The 18,130-nt window shown below is 66.4% G+C and carries 19 protein-coding genes; 13 read left to right on the top strand and 6 right to left on the bottom strand.

What is annotated here, in order from left to right; translation table 11 throughout:
• Positions 1–242: 242 nt before the first annotated feature.
• From J2W36_RS04835 to J2W36_RS04805, 7 genes are all read left to right on the top strand, one after another.
• Positions 243–1,370 (top strand): acyl-CoA dehydrogenase family protein, encoded by a 1,128-nt coding sequence (locus J2W36_RS04835; RefSeq protein ID WP_307688549.1) that lies wholly within the window; start codon positions 243–245, stop codon positions 1,368–1,370.
• Complete coding sequence (locus J2W36_RS04830) at positions 1,367–2,491, top strand: sigma-54 interaction domain-containing protein (protein ID WP_307688548.1); 1,125 nt, start codon at positions 1,367–1,369, stop codon at positions 2,489–2,491. Before J2W36_RS04835 ends, J2W36_RS04830 begins: the two co-directional genes overlap by 4 nt.
• Before the next feature lie 146 nt (positions 2,492–2,637).
• The gene (locus J2W36_RS04825; protein ID WP_307688547.1) at positions 2,638–4,020 is read left to right on the top strand and encodes an LLM class flavin-dependent oxidoreductase; all 1,383 of its coding nucleotides are present in this window, start codon (positions 2,638–2,640) and stop codon (positions 4,018–4,020) included.
• Positions 3,986–5,062, top strand: coding sequence for an ABC transporter substrate-binding protein (locus tag J2W36_RS04820; protein ID WP_307688546.1), 1,077 nt, complete (start codon positions 3,986–3,988; stop codon positions 5,060–5,062). Before J2W36_RS04825 ends, J2W36_RS04820 begins: the two co-directional genes overlap by 35 nt.
• A gap of 12 nt (positions 5,063–5,074) precedes the next feature.
• Positions 5,075–5,908 (top strand): ABC transporter ATP-binding protein, encoded by an 834-nt coding sequence (locus tag J2W36_RS04815; protein ID WP_307688545.1) that lies wholly within the window; start codon positions 5,075–5,077, stop codon positions 5,906–5,908.
• Positions 5,909–5,973: 65 nt separating this feature from the next.
• Positions 5,974–6,777 carry an ABC transporter permease gene (locus J2W36_RS04810; RefSeq protein ID WP_307688819.1) on the top strand — a complete coding sequence of 268 codons (804 nt, stop codon included), beginning with the start codon at positions 5,974–5,976 and terminating at the stop codon, positions 6,775–6,777.
• Between the two features lie 140 nt (positions 6,778–6,917).
• Complete coding sequence (locus J2W36_RS04805) at positions 6,918–7,739, top strand: substrate-binding periplasmic protein (protein ID WP_307688544.1); 822 nt, start codon at positions 6,918–6,920, stop codon at positions 7,737–7,739.
• A 48-nt stretch (positions 7,740–7,787) separates the two neighbouring features.
• On the opposite strand, the gene J2W36_RS04800 is transcribed toward J2W36_RS04805, so the two are convergent.
• The gene (locus tag J2W36_RS04800) at positions 7,788–8,372 is read right to left on the bottom strand and encodes a beta-class carbonic anhydrase (protein WP_307688543.1); all 585 of its coding nucleotides are present in this window, start codon (positions 8,370–8,372) and stop codon (positions 7,788–7,790) included.
• 266 nt (positions 8,373–8,638) lie between these two features.
• Between J2W36_RS04800 and J2W36_RS04795 the strand changes: the two genes are divergently transcribed.
• From J2W36_RS04795 to J2W36_RS04785, 3 genes are read left to right on the top strand one after another with little or no spacing between them, the layout of a single operon-like run.
• Entirely contained in the window at positions 8,639–9,853 is a 1,215-nt protein-coding gene (locus tag J2W36_RS04795) for an acyl-CoA dehydrogenase family protein (protein WP_307688542.1), read from the top strand.
• A 40-nt stretch (positions 9,854–9,893) separates the two neighbouring features.
• Positions 9,894–10,238 carry a DUF3088 domain-containing protein gene (locus J2W36_RS04790; protein WP_307688541.1) on the top strand — a complete coding sequence of 115 codons (345 nt, stop codon included), beginning with the start codon at positions 9,894–9,896 and terminating at the stop codon, positions 10,236–10,238.
• 27 nt (positions 10,239–10,265) lie between these two features.
• Positions 10,266–11,513 carry an acyl-CoA dehydrogenase family protein gene (locus tag J2W36_RS04785; RefSeq protein WP_307688540.1) on the top strand — a complete coding sequence of 416 codons (1,248 nt, stop codon included), beginning with the start codon at positions 10,266–10,268 and terminating at the stop codon, positions 11,511–11,513.
• Between the two features lie 34 nt (positions 11,514–11,547).
• Here J2W36_RS04785 and J2W36_RS04780 read toward each other — a convergent pair whose 3' ends face one another.
• From J2W36_RS04780 to J2W36_RS04760, 5 genes are all read right to left on the bottom strand, one after another.
• Positions 11,548–12,141 carry a cupin domain-containing protein gene (locus J2W36_RS04780; RefSeq protein WP_307688539.1) on the bottom strand — a complete coding sequence of 198 codons (594 nt, stop codon included), beginning with the start codon at positions 12,139–12,141 and terminating at the stop codon, positions 11,548–11,550.
• Between the two features lie 386 nt (positions 12,142–12,527).
• The gene (locus J2W36_RS04775; RefSeq protein ID WP_370869256.1) at positions 12,528–13,232 is read right to left on the bottom strand and encodes a VIT1/CCC1 transporter family protein; all 705 of its coding nucleotides are present in this window, start codon (positions 13,230–13,232) and stop codon (positions 12,528–12,530) included.
• Positions 13,229–13,534: a hypothetical protein gene (locus tag J2W36_RS04770; RefSeq protein ID WP_307688538.1), complete on the bottom strand. Its 306-nt coding sequence runs from the start codon at positions 13,532–13,534 to the stop codon at positions 13,229–13,231. The genes J2W36_RS04775 and J2W36_RS04770 overlap by 4 nt, the downstream gene beginning before the upstream one ends.
• A gap of 142 nt (positions 13,535–13,676) precedes the next feature.
• Positions 13,677–13,865, bottom strand: coding sequence for a hypothetical protein (locus tag J2W36_RS04765; protein ID WP_307688537.1), 189 nt, complete (start codon positions 13,863–13,865; stop codon positions 13,677–13,679).
• Between the two features lie 59 nt (positions 13,866–13,924).
• A complete protein-coding gene (locus J2W36_RS04760) occupies positions 13,925–14,509 on the bottom strand; it encodes a hemerythrin domain-containing protein (RefSeq protein WP_307688536.1) in 585 nt (194 codons plus the stop codon).
• Positions 14,510–14,631: 122 nt separating this feature from the next.
• Here J2W36_RS04760 and J2W36_RS04755 point away from each other — a divergent pair, with 122 nt between their 5' ends.
• The 3 genes from J2W36_RS04755 (at position 14,632) to J2W36_RS04745 (ending at position 18,112) form a co-directional block, all read left to right on the top strand.
• The gene (locus J2W36_RS04755; RefSeq protein WP_307688535.1) at positions 14,632–15,138 is read left to right on the top strand and encodes a universal stress protein; all 507 of its coding nucleotides are present in this window, start codon (positions 14,632–14,634) and stop codon (positions 15,136–15,138) included.
• A 132-nt stretch (positions 15,139–15,270) separates the two neighbouring features.
• Complete coding sequence (locus J2W36_RS04750) at positions 15,271–16,014, top strand: winged helix-turn-helix domain-containing protein (RefSeq protein WP_307688534.1); 744 nt, start codon at positions 15,271–15,273, stop codon at positions 16,012–16,014.
• A complete protein-coding gene (locus J2W36_RS04745) occupies positions 16,007–18,112 on the top strand; it encodes a PAS domain S-box protein (RefSeq protein WP_307688533.1) in 2,106 nt (701 codons plus the stop codon). Before J2W36_RS04750 ends, J2W36_RS04745 begins: the two co-directional genes overlap by 8 nt.
• Positions 18,113–18,130 lie beyond the last annotated feature (18 nt).

Here is an 18,130-nt window from a genome sequence, read left to right as displayed (position 1 = left end):
GCAGCAGCTGACCACCACATCTGCTGCACGCTGCGCACCGCGACCCAGGCATTGCTGCCATAGAAGCAAAACAACAATGGATATATGGATCGCGTCGTTGGCCGATGGGACTGCTGCTGCAAAGATGCTTGCGACGCAGCAACCGTGCTGTCAGTCCATCACTGAGGCTTTGTGTGAGTTCTGTTCTTTCCGCTTCTTTCGGGCCGGCTTCCCAATCGCCTCGCGACCTGGCTCGCGATCTCATGGAACGCTTTGCCGCCACGGCCGTGGAGCGAGATGAGCGTGGCGGCACGCCCAAGGCAGAGCGCGATGCGCTGCGTGCCAGCGGACTCCTGGCATTGAGCATTCCCAGGGAGTTCGGCGGTGGCGGTGCCGACTGGCGCGAAACACTGGACGTGGTGCGGCTGCTCGCGGGCGCCGACAGCTCGATTGCCCACGTCTTCGGCTTCCATCATCTGATGCTTGCCACGGTCCGCCTGTTTGCGCGGCCAGCCCAGTGGCAGCCGTGGTTCGAACAGACAGCACGCCGGCGCTGGTTCTGGGGCAATGCGCTCAATCCGCTGGACGACCGCACGGTGTGCAGCGCACAGACGGGCTGGCGCGAATTCAGCGGGCAGAAGAGCTTCTGCTCGGGCGCACTCGACTCCGAGATGCTGGTCGCCTCAGCCCATGAAGAAGGCAGCGGCGCCTTCATCGTTGCGGCATTGCCCACCGGCCGCACGGGTATCTCTGTGGCGCCCGACTGGAACAACATCGGCCAGCGCCAGACTGACAGCGGCAGCGTCACCTTCGAGAAGGTACGCGTGGAGCAGCACGAGGTGCTCGCCGACCCGGGTCCGCTGTCCACACCATTTGCTTGCCTGCGCCCGTTGGTGTCGCAGTTGGTGTTGACCAACGTGTACCTGGGCATTGCCGAAGCGGCGTTCAACGATGCCCGGCACTACACGTTGAACGAGTCGCGCCCCTGGCATGCCGCCAAGGTGGCGCATATGCACGACGATCCGTACGTGCTGAGCCGCTACGGCGAATTCTGGGTCGGCCTGGAGGGCGTGCGCGTGCTGGCCGACCGCGCAGCCGACCGGCTCGATGCCGCTTGGCATCGAGGTTCCGCGCTGAAGGAAGAAGAACGCGGCGAAGTGGCCGTGGCCGTCGCTACCGCCAAGGTGGCAGCCACCGACACCGGTCTTGACATCTGTACGCGCATGTTCGACGTGGCCGGCGCCCGCGCCACGCATGGTGGCCTGCGGCTCGACCGCCACTGGCGCAACCTGCGCACCCAGACCCTGCACGACCCCGTGGCCTACAAGGTGCGCGAGCTCGGCGAATGGGCCCTCAAGCAGCAGTATCCCGTACCGACCTTCTATTCATGAACACCTTCGCCCGCCCCCTCGACGTATTGCCCCATGCCGATGTATTCGAGCCCGAGTGGGACACTCCAACGGTGCTCACGCTGCCCAATCCGCGCAAACTGACCACATCGATACGCGCCACGGCACAGGTGTTCCAGGATCCACGATCAGCCGCGTTGCTCGAGCGCGTCCGCATGGTGGCGCCCAGCGATGCCAACGTGCTCATCATCGGCGAGACCGGCACAGGCAAGGAGCTGATCGCGCGCCATGTGCATGACCTGAGCCGGCGCAGCAGCAAGCCGTTCGTGGCGGTGAACTGCGGCGCTTTTTCCGAGAACCTGGTCGAGAGCGAGCTTTTCGGCCACGAGAAAGGCGCCTTCACCGGTGCCTTCTCGGCCAAGACGGGATGGTTCGAGGCGGCCAACGGGGGCACGTTGTTCCTTGACGAGATCGGCGACCTGCCGCTCTCCATCCAGGTCAAGCTGCTGCGCGTTCTGCAGGAGCGCGAGGTGGTGCGACTGGGATCGCGCAGGAGCGTGCCCATCGACGTGCGCGTGGTCGCCGCCACCAATGTGCGGCTGCAGGACGCCGTGGCCGCGGGTCACTTCCGTGAAGACCTTTTCTATCGGCTGCATGTGGTGCATCTGGCGCTGCCCACGCTTCGTGAACGGCCTGGCGACATCCTGCCGCTGGCACGCCACTTCATCGAGGAGTATCGGCAGCGCCTGGGCTACGGCGCGGTCCGCCTCGACGCCAGCGCCGAGCGCAAACTGAGCGAGCACGGCTGGCCGGGCAACATCCGCGAGCTGGAAAACGTGATCCATCATGCCTTGTTGATCTGCCAGAACGATGTGCTCGGCGAGGCGCACCTGCACCTGTCGTCGCTGAGCATCCAGCGCCGCGCGCCCGACGGCACTGCGCCACCGGAGGCCACGCCGCAGCAGGGGCTCGAGGCCGTCCTGCGCGAGCTTTTCAACGAGCCCGCCGAGCAGCTCTTCGACAAGATCGAAGAGACCGTGATGCGCACGGCCTTCGAGTTCTGCCACCGCAATCAGGTGCAGGCGGCCAAGCTGTTGGGTATCAGTCGAAACGTCTTGCGCTCGCGCCTGATCAGGAGCCGAGAGATCTCTGCGCTGAAGTAGCACTTCGGACGAAGTGTCGGTTGGGCTGCATTTCGGTTGACGGCCGGGCCGTCTATGCGATCGGCGTCTAAGCAAGAACGAAAGGATTCTTTCAACGCGAGAGCACCGGGCCTACGCTTAAGCCCTCCGCTCTCCAGACCAGTCCCATGCCCTCTTCGACACGCCAGCTGCGGCTGGGCGCCTTCCTCATGCAAACAGGCCATCACATCGCGGCCTGGCGTCACCCGGACGCGCAGGCCGATGCCGGCAGCAACTTCCGCCACTACGTCGCGCTCGCGCAGAAGGCGGAGGCCGCCAAGTTCGATGCGATCTTCCTGGCCGACTCGGTCGGCGTACGCAGCAGCAACCTGCCCTCGCTGTCGCGCACCGCGCGCAGCGATCACTTCGAGCCGCTCACGCTGCTGTCGGCCATTGCTGCACTGACCGAGCGCATCGGCCTGATCGCCACCGTCTCGACCAGCTTCAACGAGCCGTTCAACGTGGCGCGCAAGTTCGCGTCGCTCGACCAGATCAGTGGCGGCCGCTCCGGCTGGAACCTGGTGACCTCCAGCGGCACCGGCGAGGCGCAGAACTTCAACCGCGACGAGCATTTCGAGCATGCGCTGCGCTACGAACGTGCCGCCGAGTTCCACGACGTGGTGACCGGCCTGTGGGACAGCTGGGAGGACGACAGCTTCGTGCGCGACAAGGAAAGCGGCCAGTACTTCGCCGAAGACAAGCTGCACGTGCTCGGCCACAGGGGCAAGCACTTCTCGGTGCGTGGCCCTCTCAACGTCTCGCGCTCGCCTCAGGGACGGCCGGTGGTGGTGCAGGCGGGCGCATCGGAAGCCGGCCGCGACCTGGCCGCGCGCACGGCCGAGGTGATCTTCGTGGCCCACCAGACCTTCGACGAAGCCAAGGCCTTCTATAGCGACATCAAGGGTCGCCTGCCCGCCCATGGCCGCCACCCGGACGAGGTGAAGATCATGCCGGGCATCTTTCCCGTGGTCGGGCGTACGCAGGAAGAAGCTGAAGCGAAGTTCGAGCAGCTGCAGTCGCTGGTCCACCCGGTGGTCGGCGTTTCGCTGCTGTCGAGCGTGATCGGTGGCTTCGACTTCTCCGAATTTCCGGTCGACGGCCCGGTACCCGAACTGCCCGAGACCAATGGCCCGAAGAGCCGCCAGCGGCTGCTGCTCGACCTGGCGCGTCGCGAGAACCTGAGCATCCGCGACCTGTACCTGCGTATCGCCGGCGCGCGCGGCCACCAGCAGGTGGTGGGCACGCCGGCGCGCATCGCCGACCAGCTGCAGCAATGGTTCGAGGAAGGCGGTGCCGACGGCTTCAACATCATGGCGCCCTGGTTCCCCGGCGGCCTCGACGATTTCATCGCGCTGGTACTGCCCGAGTTGCGCCGCCGCGGCCTCTTCCGTAGCGAGTACGAGGGACGCACGCTGCGCGAGCACCTCGGCCTGGCGCGGCCCCTCCACCGAAACCTCGACACCCACAGGAGCGACCATGCGCATCCACACGCCACCGCAGTCCCCCACTGAACCGCAGGAGCGCCGTCGCGCGCTGAAGACCCTCGCCTCGCTGATCGCGGTCGGCGCGGGCGGCATCGGCCTGGCCGCCTGCTCGCGCGAGGAGCGCGTCGGCACCGGCGCGGCGCCAGGAGCGCCCGCGGTGATTTCCAAGGCGGGCGACAAGGTGGCGTTCAAATACCCCGACAACCCGTCCTTCGACCTGATCTACCTTGCCGACCAGCTCGGCTACTTCGAGGGCACTGGCACGCGCCCGCAGTACGTGGGCAAGATCGCGGCACCGCAGATCATTCCGCTCGTTGGCACGGGCGAGATCGATTTCGGCTCGCGCATGGTGCCGCTGGTGATCTCGGCCATCGCCTCGGGCGCCGACCTGAAGGTGGTGGCCGCCGGCGGCAAGACGCTAGAGGAGGCGCCACACATGAAGTACTTCGTACGCAAGGACTCCGGCATCCGCACGCCCAAGGACCTCGAGGGCAAGACCGTCGGCTTCAACAGCTTCGGCGCCTGCGCGGAGTTCGTCACCAAGAAGTACCTGCGCGAGAAAGGCGTGGACGTGACGAAGATCAACTTCCTCGTCGTGCCCGACGAGCAGGCCGAGCAGAGTCTGGTCACCGGCAACACCGACCTGGCGATCATTCATGCGCCCTTCTCCGGCCGTGCAGACCGCGCCGACCAGCTGGTGCGGCTGTGGAGCGACTACGACCTCGACGGCGGCCTCGGCGGCATGGCGCCGTACAGCGCGCACGGAAAGTTCATCCGCGAACATCCCCAAGCCGTACGCGACGTGGTAGTCGCGCTTGCCAAGGCCGGCAACTGGGTCAACGCCAACCCGGAAGAGGCACGCAAGCTGGTCTCCAAGCGCATCAACATGGCGATCGAGAACGTCGACCGCTATGCCTACGTGCAGGACCTGGTGGTGACCGAGCCACCGATCCAGTACTACATCGACATCCTGCAGTCCGAGGGCAAGATCGCGCCTGGCAAGGTCGCGATCAAGGACGTCTACACGAACGAGTTCAATCCCTTCGCTGCCACCCCGGCGAAGACCTGAAGAGGAAGCCGGATGACCGTCAAGATCTCGGCGCGCGAGCTGCGCAAGGACTTTCCCGCGCGCGGCGCACACAAGCCGGTACGTGTGCTCGAAGGCGTCGACCTCGACGTGCGCGATGGGGAGTTCCTGTCGGTGCTCGGCCCCTCGGGTTGCGGCAAGTCGACCTTCCTGAGCATCCTGGCGGGACTCGCGACCCACACCGGCGGTGCCCTTCGTATCGATGGCAGAGCACTTGCCGGCATCAACCGCCACCAGGGCGTGGTGTTCCAGGGCTATGCGCTCTTTCCGTGGCGCACGGTACTCGACAACATTGCCGTCGGCCTTGAAATCCGCGGCGTCGGCCGCGATCAGCGGCGGCGCACGGCGCAGGAATACCTCGAGCTGGTCGGGCTGCAGGGCTTCGGCGACAGCTATCCGCACGAGCTGTCAGGCGGCATGAAGCAGCGGGTCGCCATCGCCCGCTCGCTCGCCTACGAACCCGATGTGCTGCTGATGGACGAGCCCTTCGCCGCACTCGACGCACAGACCCGTGAGATCCTCCAGGGCGAGTTGCTGCGCATCTGGGAGCGCAACCGCAAGACCATTGTCTTCATCACCCACAGCCTGGACGAGGCGATCTTCCTGTCGGACCGTGTGGCGGTGATGACACAGCGCCCGGGCCGCGTCAAGGACATCATCGACATCCCGCTCGAGCGGCCACGCGCGAGCGAGATCCGCAACTCACCTGCCTTCGTCGCCCTGCGCCAGCGGGCGTGGGATGTGCTGAAGGACGAGGTGCAGTTCGGCGTGCAGGGTCGCACTTCGGCGGCACGCGTCGAAGCACGCAGCACGGAGTCCACGCGATGAGCGCCGTTGACCCGACTCGCGAATCCGGGGCACTGGCGAAGATCACCCGCGCCGAGAGCGTCGGCATGCTGCGTCGGCTGGCACCGCTTGGTCGTCGTCTGCGCGATGTCGGCCGCATCGCCGAGCGGGGGTTCGGCATCCTGCTCTTGCTGGCCGTGTGGGAGGCGCTGCCGCGGCTCGGCGTCGTGAGCGATGCGTACCTGAGCCCGCCCTCGGCCGTGCTGCGCAGCATCGTCGAGCTCGCAACGCAAGGGCTTCTGTGGAAGCACGTCGGTGCCAGCCTGCAGCGCTCGCTGTGGGGCTTGTTGCTGGCCATTTCGACCGGCGTGGTGCTGGGCCTTTCGATGGGCAGCTTCCGCCGACTCGAAAACATCGTCGATCCGGTGCTGCAGCTGTTCCGCCAGACCTCGGCCTTCGCGCTGTTCCCGGTCTTCATCCTGTTCCTGGGCATCGGCGAGCTGTCGAAGATCGCAATCATCTTCTGGGCCTCGTTCTGGCCCGTGCTGCTCAGCACGATCGGCGGCGTCAAGCAGGTCGACCGGCTGCTGATCGACTCGGCGCGCTCGATGGGCGCATCCTCGCGCTTCGTGTTCCTCAAGGTGGTGCTGCCTGCCGCGTTGCCGTCCATCTTCACCGGCGTGCGGCTGGCCGGCGCCTATTGCATCACCGCGCTGGTCGCGGCCGAGATGATCGGCGCGCATTCAGGGCTCGGCTTCCTGACGCTGAACTCGCAGGAGACCTTCCAGATACCGACGATGTATGGCGGCATCCTGCTGCTCGCGCTGCTGGGTCTGGCGTTGAACTACCTGCTGGCGCTGCTGGAGGGCCGGCTGCTGCGCTGGCGCAAGGGATTGAGCCTGGAGCGATGAACCACCCCCGATGCGCCTGCGGCGCCTCCCCCTCAAGAGGGCGACACCGGCGGCCCGGCAAAGCCGGCTCCGCGGTGTCCCGGGTCTTTGTTCGCGCCGGTCTCGCAGGGCGAGGGCCGCGCGCGCGAATTTTCGGTGTCGTGATCGCGGCTTTGCTCGTTGCCGGCCTGGGCATGGTGCTACGGCCCGCGCCGGCGCTGTCGTCCCTGCCGCGTGGACCGGTGCTCGATCGGGCGGTCGAGCGGGGTGTGCTGCGGGTGGGTGTGCGCAGCTATCCGCGTCCGGCACCGCCCGAGGCGCCTACGCCGCCGGAACCCGACAGTTTCGACGCGACGCTGGCCGCCAGGCTCGCCGAGTCGCTCGGCGTGCGGCTGGAGTTGGTGGGCCTGGCGCCTGCGGCGCAGGCCGGTGCCCTGCGCGAGGGCGCGGTCGATCTGCTTCTGGCGGGCGTGCCGGCTCCCGCTGCCGGCGAAGAAGCGTTCCTTGCCGCGGGTCGCTACGACCCGGGGGGAGCCACGATCGTGGCTCTGCGCAAGGGGCGCATCCAGAACACGGACGGTCTGCGCGGCGCCACGGTGTGCACGGCGCAGGGTTCGGCCCATGCGAACCTGGTGGCCCGGCGTTACGGCGCATTGCCCAAGCCGTACCCCTCGGCCGTGCATGCGGTGTCGGCCTTCATGGCTGGCGAATGCCCGGCACTGGTCGAGGACGACGAGGTGCTGGAGCGATTGCTGCGAGACGAGCAATGGCGTTTCTACCGGCCCATCGTGCGCTCGATGACTGCCGGTAACGTGCCGCTCGCCCGCCTGCGGTCCGCCGATGAGGCGTCGCGCAACTACCTCGCCCAAGTGCTGCGGCGTTGGAGCGAGGACGGCACCCTGGACCAAGCGCGCACGGCGCGCGCGGGCAACCTGCAGCTGGAAATCACCCTGCTGAAGGACGGGTTGGTCTGCCATTCCTGAGACGCCTGCGGTGAGGCCCGAGCCGTGCCGTCTGCGCACCGGCTAGCGTCACTGCAGCAGGACCCGGCCCGCCTGAGCCGCCTCCTCCACCTCGACCAGGCGCCCCGTTTTCACGTCGTAGATGTAGCCGTAGATGGGGATGTCGCGCGCGACGAGTGGATGTTCGCGGATGCGCTGCACGTCTTCGAGCACCGCCTTGCGCGGATCGGCGATGGTGAGCCAGCGCAGGTAGCGCCCGGCCGAGGAGCCCGGCCCCTGGCCAACGTCATGCCAGCCCTGCGCGTCGATCGTGGCCGTGTCCAGGCTCTTCTCGAGCAGCCCCGAGATGATGTCGTCGGTGAACAGCAGCATGCCGCAGTCGCTGTGGTGTACGACAAAGTATTCGAGCGTGCCCAGCAGCTTGTGGGAGATCACGAGCGAGCGGATCGCGTCGTCGCTGGCGCGCCCGCCAGCGTTGCGGATCACATGCGCGTCGCCCTCGGACAAACCGGCGTATTTCGCCGGGTCGAGTCGCGCATCCATGCAGGTCAGGATGGCGAAGCGCCTTCCAGGCGGCAGCGCAAGGCTGCCTTTGTCGCCGAACTCGCAGACATAGCGCCGATTGGCGGCGAGGACTTCGGGGCGTACGGACATGGAAAGCTCCTGACGTGATGGGATGGAACGAAAAGTACGCCAAGCACGCGCCGATGGATTGAAAGGATTTCGCACTTGCTTATCTGGTTTTCGTTGCGCCGATAGCACCACAGGGACCGCTTCGCCATATCCGCCCCACACATATGCAAGCGCACAAATCTTCGTTCGCTGCGCAGGTGCCGCGGGCCTAGAGTGGCCGAACACGGTTGGGCACAGCACGCGCCCCTCCCTTCATCGATCCATGCCTTTTCGGTCGGAGCCTGCTCATGCCATCGTCCACCACTTCTCGGGTCAAGGCCACGCCGCTGCTTGAACCCGATCTCTCCGATCCGTGGGTCGCCAAGGCGGCCGAGCTGCGCCAGGCCTTTCATGCCGACGCCGTATCGCGCGACCAGGCCGGCGGCCGACCGCTCGCGCAGGTGCGCCTGCTGCGCGAGAGCGGCCTGCCAGCGGCGCGCATCGGCGCCGCGTGGGGCGGCGGCGGCGCCTCGTGGCGATCGGTACTGCGCGTGGTCCGCGAATTCGCGAAGACCGATGGCTCGCTGGCCCATCTCTACGGCTACCACCATCTGCCGCTGCATGCGGTGATCGCCCGCGGCACGCCCACGCAGCGCGACCGCCTGCTGCGCGCCTCGGTCGAGGCCCAGTGGCTCTGGGGCAACTCGGGCAACGCAATGTCACCGACGTCCAGCGCACGGCGCGACGGCGGCGCCTGGGTGGTCGACGGCTTCCGCCCGTTTTCGTCCGGATCGCACGTCGCCGACCGGTTGCTGATCGGCTGGGAGAACGAAGCCGGACAGCGCCTCGCAGCAGTCATCCCCGCCGACCGCACGGGCGTGATCATCGAAGACGACTGGGACGGCATTGGCCAGCGCCAGACCGGCAGCGGCACCGTGCGTTTCAAGGCCGTGCGGGTGAGCGACGACGAACTCCTGGGCCAACCCGGCGATCGCCTCACACCCTTCTCATCGATCACCACACTGCTGCAGCAGAGCGTGCTGCTCAACGTATTTCTCGGAGGCGCCCTGGGTGCGCTGGTGGAGGCACGCGACTACACGAACACTCGATCGCGGCCCTGGATTCATTCCGGCGTCGAGAAGCACACCGACGATCCCTGGGTGCAGCGCAAATATGGCGAACTGGTCATCCGCGCCCTGGCGGCGACCGAACTGGCCGAGGACGCTGCCGAACAGCTCGATGCCGCCTATGCGCAGGGACAGGACCTGAGCGAGGCGCGCCGCGGCGAGGCGGCAATCGCCATCGCGACGGCCAATCTCTACGCGGGAGAAGTCAGCCTTGCGGTTTCGAGCGAGATCTTCGAGGTGATGGGCGCACGCTCGGCCACCACGAGCAACGGCTTCGACCGCTTCTGGCGCAACACACGCACACACACGCTGCACAACCCGGCCGAATACAAGAAACGTCTGCTCGGCCAATGGCTGCTGACCGGCGCCCCTCCAGAGCCGGCGCTCTACCGCTGACCTGGGCATCCTGTCCTTCTACTGTCCACCAAGCAAACTCATGAGCCGCGACCGCCTCTTCCTTCTCACCCCAGGCTTCACCGACCCCAAGCGCCCCGGAGAACGGTTCGTCTGCCCCGATTGCATTCCGGTCGAAGGCCTGCTGGCCGCCGCACCGGAGCTGAGCGTCCGGCTGGACATCTCGCACCATCCGTTCGCCCGCCCACGGGAGGAGGTGATCGCCGCGCTCGATGCCGACCACCAAGGGTTGCCGGTCCTGATCCTCGGCGACGAGCAGGCGCCACCGGCCGATGCGCGCGCGCTGGGCACCACGCGCTTCGTGACCGACACGCGACGCATCCTCGACCTGCTGGCCGAGCGCCACGGCTTCCCCAAGGTTCATTGACCGGAAACACCCTTCCCAGATTGCGACATGTCCGCTTCCATCGCCTACCTCCATCCCGCCTCCGACGAGGCGCCGCCGCTGTTCGAACCCGACACGCGCAATCCTTTCCTGGCCCGCGCAGTGGTGCTGCGCGAACTGTTCGCCCGCGATGCGATCGCGCGCGACCAAGCCGGTGGTCGGCCCATCGCGCAAATCCGCCTGCTGAAAAACCACCGGCTGCTGTCGCTGCTGCTGCCGCGCGAGATCGGTGGCGACGGCGAAGCCTGGTCCACCGCATTGCGCATCACGCGCACGCTGTCGCAAGTCGACGGCTCGCTCGGTCACCTGTACGGCTATCACCACAGCAGCCTGTTGAGTCCGAGGCTGCGCAACGAACCCGAGAAGACGTTCGACCTGTGGCGCCGCTCGATCGCCGACAACTGGTTCTGGGGCAACACCTCCAACAGTTTCTCGAAAAGCCTGTTCGGCGTGCGTGAGGGCGACGGTTTCGTGCTCGACGGCTTCAGGCCCTTCACCTCGGGTTCGCACGTTGCAGATCGGCTCGCGATCGCCTGGGAAGACCCGCAGAACGGCGAGCGTCGTTTCGCCACCATCCCCGCCGATCGCGAGGGGCTCACGATCGAGGATGACTGGGATGGCATCGGACAGCGCCAGACCGGCAGTGGCCGCGTCACCTACCGCGGCGTGCGCGTGCACGACAGCGAGGTGCTTGGCGATCCGATACCACTGAACCCGACCGGCGCACCCGTCGAGGCCTGGCGTACCGTCACGCCGCTGCAGCAGCAGAGCGTGCTGCTCAACGTGTTCGTCGGCACCGCACAGGGCGCGCTGCGTGCGGCGCGCAGCTACACGTTGCACAAGTCACGCCCCTGGATCCACTCCGGTGTGCAGCGCCACACCGACGATCCATGGGTGCAGCGTCAGTACGGCGAGCTGTATGTGAAAACGCAGGCCGCCACGGCACTGGCCGACCGTGCGTTGCACGCGCTCGACACCGTCGCAGCGCAAGGCGAGGCGCTCACCCACGAGGAGCGCGGCGAGGCGGCCGTGGCCATTGCGGCCGCAAACGTGCTCGCCGGTCAAGTCGCGCTCGAAGTCACGAGCGAAATCTTCGAGGTGATGGGCGCACGCTCGGCCGTGCGAGCCGAGGGCTTTGACCGCTTCTGGCGCAATGCGCGCATCCACACGCTGCACAACCCCGCCGAATACAAGACGCGCAACGTGGGCCGCTGGTTCGTCAGCGACGCGCCACCCGAGCCCGGCACCTTTCAATGAGTCGGACCTCTGCTGCGCCACAGCACGCAGCAGGCTATGAATCCGTCTGCGCAAGATGCCCTGTCAGCCGTAGCACCTCGTCTACGAAATCGTCCATCGGCGGCAGCGGCAGCGGCAGCCCATTGCGTGCCGTCGATCGTGCGGCGGGGCGCGGCGCCTCGACGAACAGCCGCAACGCATCGAGTTCGGGCACATCGCCTGCATCGAAGCCGTAGCGTGTGCCGGCCGGCAGCGCGACCCATTCGCCCGCTTCGCAAAGCAATCCGAAAAAGCCATGAGCGGTTCGGATGTGGAACAGACCTGCTCCTTCGACGAAGCAGCGCACTTCGGCCGCGGCGACCACCGCCTCGTCACGCAGATGTCGCCGCAAGGCCTTCCAGCCGATGTCGCCAGGCGCCAAGCGGATACGTTCGATGCGATGCGCACCGAAGCGCTCACGCAACGAAGCCAGATCGCCATCGGGTGCGGCCAGCAGCACATGCAGCGACAGGTCAGAGGCGATGGCTGTTGCCGCATCCCAGCGCCCCCAGGCAATGCCGGCACGAGCCAGGTCGCGCGTGATGAGTTCATCGCACACACGCGTCTCGCCCCAGTTTGCGTTGTGGTCGAAATGCACCAGCACACCCATATGGAGATCACCCTTGCTAAAAAAAGCGGACCCGAAGGTCCGCGGAACATCGTCGGTACGACGAAGAGACACCCCCCAGGAAACCTGCGATGGCATGCCCCGAATATAGGTAGCCTGCGAGGCCACACCAACAACCCATTCGCGATAAGCGCATGACCTCGGTATCTAAGCGCGTTGCGGCGCGTCGAAATACCAGAAGGAGAGCTGAACCAGAAGCGGTGTCACCAGGGAACGAAAGTCGGGCGCCTTGACCAAGCGGCCGATCGATCAGGTTCTGCACTGCCGGCAAAATAGGCCTCTGCAGTCTGCTTGCACGCTGTGTCCGCCCCGAAGCCGCTGTTGAACTCAGTCGGATCAAGCACGCCGGACCCACGATGGACAGCCGCTCAGGCCACTCCGGAGAAAAGCGAGCCCGCAGCCGCGGTCACGCCCATGGCGAGCACACCCCACAGCGTGACGCGCCATGCGGAAGGCAGAACTTTCGCACCGCCGGCGCGTGCGGCGATCGCCCCGAGCGTGGCGAGAAAAACGATCGACAGCGCTGCCACCCAATTCACCAGATGCGGGCCACTCGCCAACGAGGCGACGACCAGCGGCATCGCCGCGCCGACCGTGAAACTGGCCGCCGAAGCCATCGCAGCCTGCAGGGGTCGCGCACTCAGGGCATCTGAAATGCCGAGTTCGTCGCGCGCATGCGCGCCCAAGGCGTCGTGCGCCATCAGCGCCTGCGCGACCTGACTTGCCAATGGATGCGAAAGGCCGCGGCCCACGTAGATGGCCGTCAGTTCGCGCATTTCCGCCGCTGGATCTTCGGCAAGTTCGGCGCGTTCGCGGTCCAGGTCGGCATTCTCAGTGTCGGCCTGCGAATGCACGGACACATACTCGCCGGCGGCCATGGACATGGCGCCAGCGATCAGGCCGGCCAAGCCGGTCATGACGATGCTGCCGTGGCTGGCGTGCGCCGCCGCCACGCCGACGATCAGACTGGCGGTGGAGACGATGCCGTCGTTGGCACCGAGCACCGCAGCACGCAGCCAGCCGATACGCGCGGTGCGATGACGTTCAACGTGTCGCCGGGCGATGCCTCTCACGACAAGGCCCCCGCCACAGAGACGGCCAAGCCCCTGGCCAGGCCGTGCAGTTCGGACGATCGAATCACCCCGCCTTGCAGCACGGACAGCATCGGCTCGACGATGGCCGCATGCATGTCGAAGGCCCCGTGATCGAACGCGTCATAGGTGGCCCACACGACGGCCGCGAGACCGGCGGCGGCGCCAAAGATCGCCAAACCGGCCAGCAGGCATGTTGCCTGCGGTTCTCGAACGCGCTTGGCCGGGGCGACTTGGGCTGGACGAGGTTGCAAGGAGGTTGGGTCGGGTCTGCCGGTGTTCATGCACTTTCCTGTTAAGTGCAGGTCGCTGCTGCACCTGCAGCCTCCAATGATCGATGACGAAGCTTGGGCCTTTCTTAAGAAAGACGACTGTCGGGAGAAGATCGACGCATTGACGGCGTATCGGAAGGCAGCCGTTTCCGGTTCACCGCGGACCTTGCGCCTTGTGTGTGATGAAAGCCAGGCTTTCCGGTGCATCGCCGCGCTCGTTGAGCCCCGCGAGCACCAGAACACCGGTGGCCAGAAGGGTCGCGACGCCAAAAGCCACCAGCTGGAGCATTTGCTTGAGCAGATGTTGACGGTGCGGCTTGGCTGCAGGTTGTTGTGAGTTCATGGTTTTTGAATGGTCGGTCCGGCGTCAAAAAGGCTGCCGTAAGGGCTGCCAAGGAACTGTCAAAGCGCCGGCCCCAGCCCAATGGGGGCGGGCACCACATTCACGATGCGCGTGAAGAGCGCGTTGTATTCGAAGTCCGCCACATGCCCGGTCAAGGGGTCGCGGTTCTGCGCAAAGGCTTCGTCCAGATCGCGCCAGTCGTCCTCGGTCAGCACGCGCTCGGCCAGTGGCAGTATCTCGCGCTCCTCCAGCGCCATGTGGCCCAGGTAGAAGTCGACGTACTCGCCGACCGTTTGTTCGAAGGCCTCGCGTCGCGACTCGCCCATCATCTCGAAGGCGAGCAGCGCATGCTCGACATCGCGGATCCTGCGCTCGCCGCGGGCATGGTCCTCGTCCAGCTTGTCCAGCAGGTCGCGCGAGATCGGCGTGCGGGCGCGCAGCCTGGGAAACAGCAGTTCGGTTTCCTTGCGGTGATGGCGCTTCTCGGGAAATTCGTCTACGTAAAAGAGCATGGCGCGCAACACCGCGAAATCGGGCAAGGTACCTTTGCGCCGGTGCTGCTCGAGCAGCTGCACGATGGAGCGGAGCATGGCCGACAGTGCGGCGTGTTCCTGGCGAATGATGCGAACAGTGGCTTGGGTCATGCGGTTTCCTCTGCAAGCCTCGAGGGTCGCTCTTTCTCCGTGCGCAGCCTTGATCGAAATCAAACCACGCTGCGTAGCGCTCCGGATACTGACGCCATCCATTCAACACACGGAGTCGCGCCATGTACCAACGAATTCTTGTTCCCATCGACGGCAGTTCCACGTCCAGCCGCGGGCTGAGTGAGGCCATCCGATTGGCCAAGCTCACCGGCGGCCGGCTGCGCCTGGTGCACGTGATCGACGAGTTGTCGTTTGCCCTGGCCATGGATGCCTACGCGGGCTACGCCGGCAACTGGCTCGAGGAGTTGCGCGCCAGCGCTGCCAAGCTGCTCCAGGCCGCGCAGGCCGAGGCTGTCGAGGCAGATGTCGAGGCCGACACCGTGCTGCTCGACCGCTTCAATGGGACGGTGCACGACCAGATCATCGCGGAGGCCGAAGCCTGCAAGGCAGAGCTGATCGTGATCGGCACCCACGGGCGCCGTGGCATCGGCCGCTGGGTGATGGGCAGCAGTGCCGAACACATCCTGCGCATCTCGCCCGTGCCGGTGTTGCTGGTACGCGCGCCCGAAAGCGCTCATACCGAGCATGAGCGCTTCGCGCTGCCCAGCGGCACCCTTGCCGGCCAGTGAGGTTTCGCCAGCTCGGTGCCACAACCGTCGGTGTGGTGATCGCCGGCAATAGGGCTGCCAGGGGCGTGTGCGTGCTACGCTCCCGGCGAAGCGGAATGCCTGCAGCATTCCCGCCCTATTTCCTTGCTCACCATGAAATCTGCCTTCCACATCGCGGTGCTCGACGACGATGTTGACATCACGCTGCTGCTGGCCAATTACCTGCAGGGCCACGGCTTTCGCGTGACCCAGGTGCACAACGGCAGCGCACTGATGGCGCTGATGGACAACGATCCCGCGGATCTCGTGCTGCTCGACCTCGGCCTGCCGGGCGAAGACGGCTTCTCGATCGCGCGCCGCGTGCGCGAGAGCTGGCGTTGCGGTCTCGTCATCGTCACGGGCCGTGGCGATGCGGTGGACAAGGTGGTGGGCCTGGAGGTGGGTGCAGACGACTATGTGACCAAACCCTTCGACCTGCGCGAACTGGTCGCACGCGTGAAGGCCGTGCTGCGGCGCACGACACCGGAGACGCCAGTTGCCCCGGCCCCTGCATCGGCAGTGCTCGCCGCAGCGCCGTCGGACAAGCTGCGCTTTGCCGGCTGGCAACTCGACACCGCCGCTCGCAGCCTCAGGAACCCGAATGGCGAAGACGTCACGCTGACCAGCGGCGAATTCGACCTTCTGAAGGCCTTTGCACGCCACCCTGGCCGCGTGCTGTCGCGCGACTTCCTTCTGGAGCAGACACGCGGACGCGAAGCCGCACCCTTCGACCGTACCGTCGATGTACAGGTCGGACGCCTGCGCAAGAAGATCGAGGCGGACTCGGACGATCCGCAGATCATCAAGTCGGTGCGAGGCGCGGGCTACATCCTGGTGCCACCGGTTTCCCATGGCTGACGCTGCGCACGACCCGCCCTCCCCGCCAGACGTGCACATCCACGGGCTGCCGTCGGGGATCGAGGAGAGCAGCGTCTTCCGTTCGCTCTTCCTGGCCTATCCCGATTCGCTGCTGCTGGTGGACCAATCGGGCCGCATCATGCAGGCCAACCCTTCGGCAGCGGCGCTGATGGGCTACACGGTGAGCGAACTTCTGGGCCTGAACGTCGACGTGCTGGTGCCCGACAGCATCCGTCCGCGTCACGCCTCGTACCGCGAAGCCTATGGCCGTGCGCCCCGTCCGCGCCCCATGGGCACACAGATGGAGCTGGTGGCCAAGCGCAAGGACGGCAGCGAAGTCATGGTCGAGATCGCGCTCAGCCCGCTGCAAGACCATGGACTGCCCTTCGTGGTGGCGGCCATCCGTGACATTGGCGCCTACCCACGCGTCAAGCGGGCGCTTCAGCGTGCCCGTTACAGCGAGCATCTGGCCCAGCTGGGGCGCCTTGCGGTGGACACACGCGACCTGGAGGTGGTGCTGCTCCACGTCCCGGAGATCATCACCACGGCACTTCAGGTCGAGGTCGCCATGGTGTGGCTGCTCGATGGCAACCGCCTCGAATTCAAGGTGGCCAGCGGCGTCGGACTGCTTGCCGGCGAGGAAATCGGTGCACGCATCGACAACCGGCCCGATACCCCGTCTGGCTTCGTCTTCGCTCAGGCGCGGCCGGTGGTGGTACCGGACTATCGCCTGGAGCACCGCTTTGCCGTACCCCGCGCATACCTCGAAGCCGGCCTGATCAGCGCACTGGACGTGCCGCTGAGTGATCGCGGGCGGGTCATCGGGATGCTGTCGGCGCGTTCGAAGGAACCGCGGCGGTTCGGCGACGAGGAAATGCGTTTTCTTGAATCGCTGTCCAGCCTGCTCACCACCAGCTTGCAGCGGGTGCAGACCGAAGAGGCGCTCAACCACGCGCAGCGGCTTGAAAGCGTCGGCCAGCTCACCGGCGGCATCGCGCACGACTTCAACAATCTGCTGACCGTCATCCAGGGCAACCTGCAGGTGCTCGAAGAGCTGCCCGCGCTGGCACCCAACGCCTTGGTGCAACAGTTGCTGAGCGCTGCCAAGCGCGCCTCGCGCCGCGGTGCCGAGCTCACCGGCAAGCTGCTGGCGTTCTCGCGACGGCAGAGGCTGCAGCCGAGCGCCGTCGACACCTCGGGACTGTTGCATTCGCTGGCCGACATGTTGCGTCGCACGCTGGACCAGCGTATCCGCATCGAGATCGACACCGCGCGGGACTGCCCACCCGTGATGGCGGACCCGGGGCAGTTGGAGTCGGCGTTGCTCAACATCGCGATCAACGCGCGCGACGCCATGCCCGAGGGCGGCACGCTGCGCTTTCGCACCGAGGCCTGTGGCGCGCTGCCCCCTGCGCTGCACAATGCATCGAACAACGACGCCACCACGCATTTCGTCGCCATCTCCATCACCGACAGCGGCACGGGCATGTCAGACGATGTGAAGGAGCGCGCCTTCGAGCCCTTCTTCACCACCAAGGAGGTCGGGCGCGGCACCGGGCTGGGCCTGAGCACGGTCTATGGTTTCATCAACCAGTCCCGCGGCGCGGTGGCGATCGACAGCACGGTGGGACAAGGCACGACCGTGACGCTCTATCTGCCGCAGCAGGCGCAGCCGCAGCCGCCGACACGGGCAGAAGAGCGCGCCGATGAAACGATCCCCCTCGGGCTGCGCGTGATGCTGGTGGAAGACGACGCGGAAGTCCGCAAGGTGATCGAGATCTTCCTGGTCACGCTGGGCTGCGAGGTGGTCACAGCCGCCACGGCAGAACAGGCCCTCACGGCGCTGGACGCGAGGACGGGGCCGTTCGACCTGCTGCTGAGCGACATTGCCCTGGGCGCCGGCATGCGCGGCACGCGCCTGGCCGCGGAAGCGCAGAAACGCTTCCCGCAGTTGTCGGTGCTGCTGATGTCGGGCTTCTCGTCGGAGCTGCTCGAGGCCGACCGCGAAGTGCCGCCGAGTTGGGAGCTGTTGCCCAAGCCTTGCACGCGCTCCGAACTGGCGCAAGCCATGGCAAAGCTGCTCGCTGCCCGCCACTGACCCACGCAGCGGGCCTGC

The organism is Variovorax ginsengisoli (assembly GCF_030811835.1).
GTDB classification, from domain to species: Bacteria; Pseudomonadota; Gammaproteobacteria; order Burkholderiales; family Burkholderiaceae_C; genus Variovorax; species Variovorax ginsengisoli_C.
The sequence above is the reverse complement of the archived record's forward strand: the minus strand, read 5'-3'. Positions and strand labels throughout refer to the sequence as shown.

Excerpts from the sequence above, each read along its gene's own strand:
- J2W36_RS04815 (WP_307688545.1), top strand. The coding sequence starts at position 5,075 with ATGACCGTCAAGATCTCGGCGCGCGAGCTGCGCAAGGACTTTCCCGCG.
- J2W36_RS04795 (WP_307688542.1), top strand. The coding sequence starts at position 8,639 with ATGCCATCGTCCACCACTTCTCGGGTCAAGGCCACGCCGCTGCTTGAA.
- J2W36_RS04810 (WP_307688819.1), top strand. The coding sequence starts at position 5,974 with ATGCTGCGTCGGCTGGCACCGCTTGGTCGTCGTCTGCGCGATGTCGGC.
- J2W36_RS04760 (WP_307688536.1), bottom strand. The coding sequence starts at position 14,509 with ATGACCCAAGCCACTGTTCGCATCATTCGCCAGGAACACGCCGCACTG.
- J2W36_RS04835 (WP_307688549.1), top strand. The coding sequence starts at position 243 with ATGGAACGCTTTGCCGCCACGGCCGTGGAGCGAGATGAGCGTGGCGGC.
- J2W36_RS04820 (WP_307688546.1), top strand. The coding sequence starts at position 3,986 with ATGCGCATCCACACGCCACCGCAGTCCCCCACTGAACCGCAGGAGCGC.
- J2W36_RS04765 (WP_307688537.1), bottom strand. The coding sequence starts at position 13,865 with ATGAACTCACAACAACCTGCAGCCAAGCCGCACCGTCAACATCTGCTC.
- J2W36_RS04830 (WP_307688548.1), top strand. The coding sequence starts at position 1,367 with ATGAACACCTTCGCCCGCCCCCTCGACGTATTGCCCCATGCCGATGTA.
- J2W36_RS04770 (WP_307688538.1), bottom strand. The coding sequence starts at position 13,534 with ATGAACACCGGCAGACCCGACCCAACCTCCTTGCAACCTCGTCCAGCC.
- J2W36_RS04825 (WP_307688547.1), top strand. The coding sequence starts at position 2,638 with ATGCCCTCTTCGACACGCCAGCTGCGGCTGGGCGCCTTCCTCATGCAA.
- J2W36_RS04780 (WP_307688539.1), bottom strand. The coding sequence starts at position 12,141 with ATGGGTGTGCTGGTGCATTTCGACCACAACGCAAACTGGGGCGAGACG.
- J2W36_RS04790 (WP_307688541.1), top strand. The coding sequence starts at position 9,894 with ATGAGCCGCGACCGCCTCTTCCTTCTCACCCCAGGCTTCACCGACCCC.
- J2W36_RS04800 (WP_307688543.1), bottom strand. The coding sequence starts at position 8,372 with ATGTCCGTACGCCCCGAAGTCCTCGCCGCCAATCGGCGCTATGTCTGC.
- J2W36_RS04785 (WP_307688540.1), top strand. The coding sequence starts at position 10,266 with ATGTCCGCTTCCATCGCCTACCTCCATCCCGCCTCCGACGAGGCGCCG.
- J2W36_RS04745 (WP_307688533.1), top strand. The coding sequence starts at position 16,007 with ATGGCTGACGCTGCGCACGACCCGCCCTCCCCGCCAGACGTGCACATC.
- J2W36_RS04755 (WP_307688535.1), top strand. The coding sequence starts at position 14,632 with ATGTACCAACGAATTCTTGTTCCCATCGACGGCAGTTCCACGTCCAGC.
- J2W36_RS04750 (WP_307688534.1), top strand. The coding sequence starts at position 15,271 with ATGAAATCTGCCTTCCACATCGCGGTGCTCGACGACGATGTTGACATC.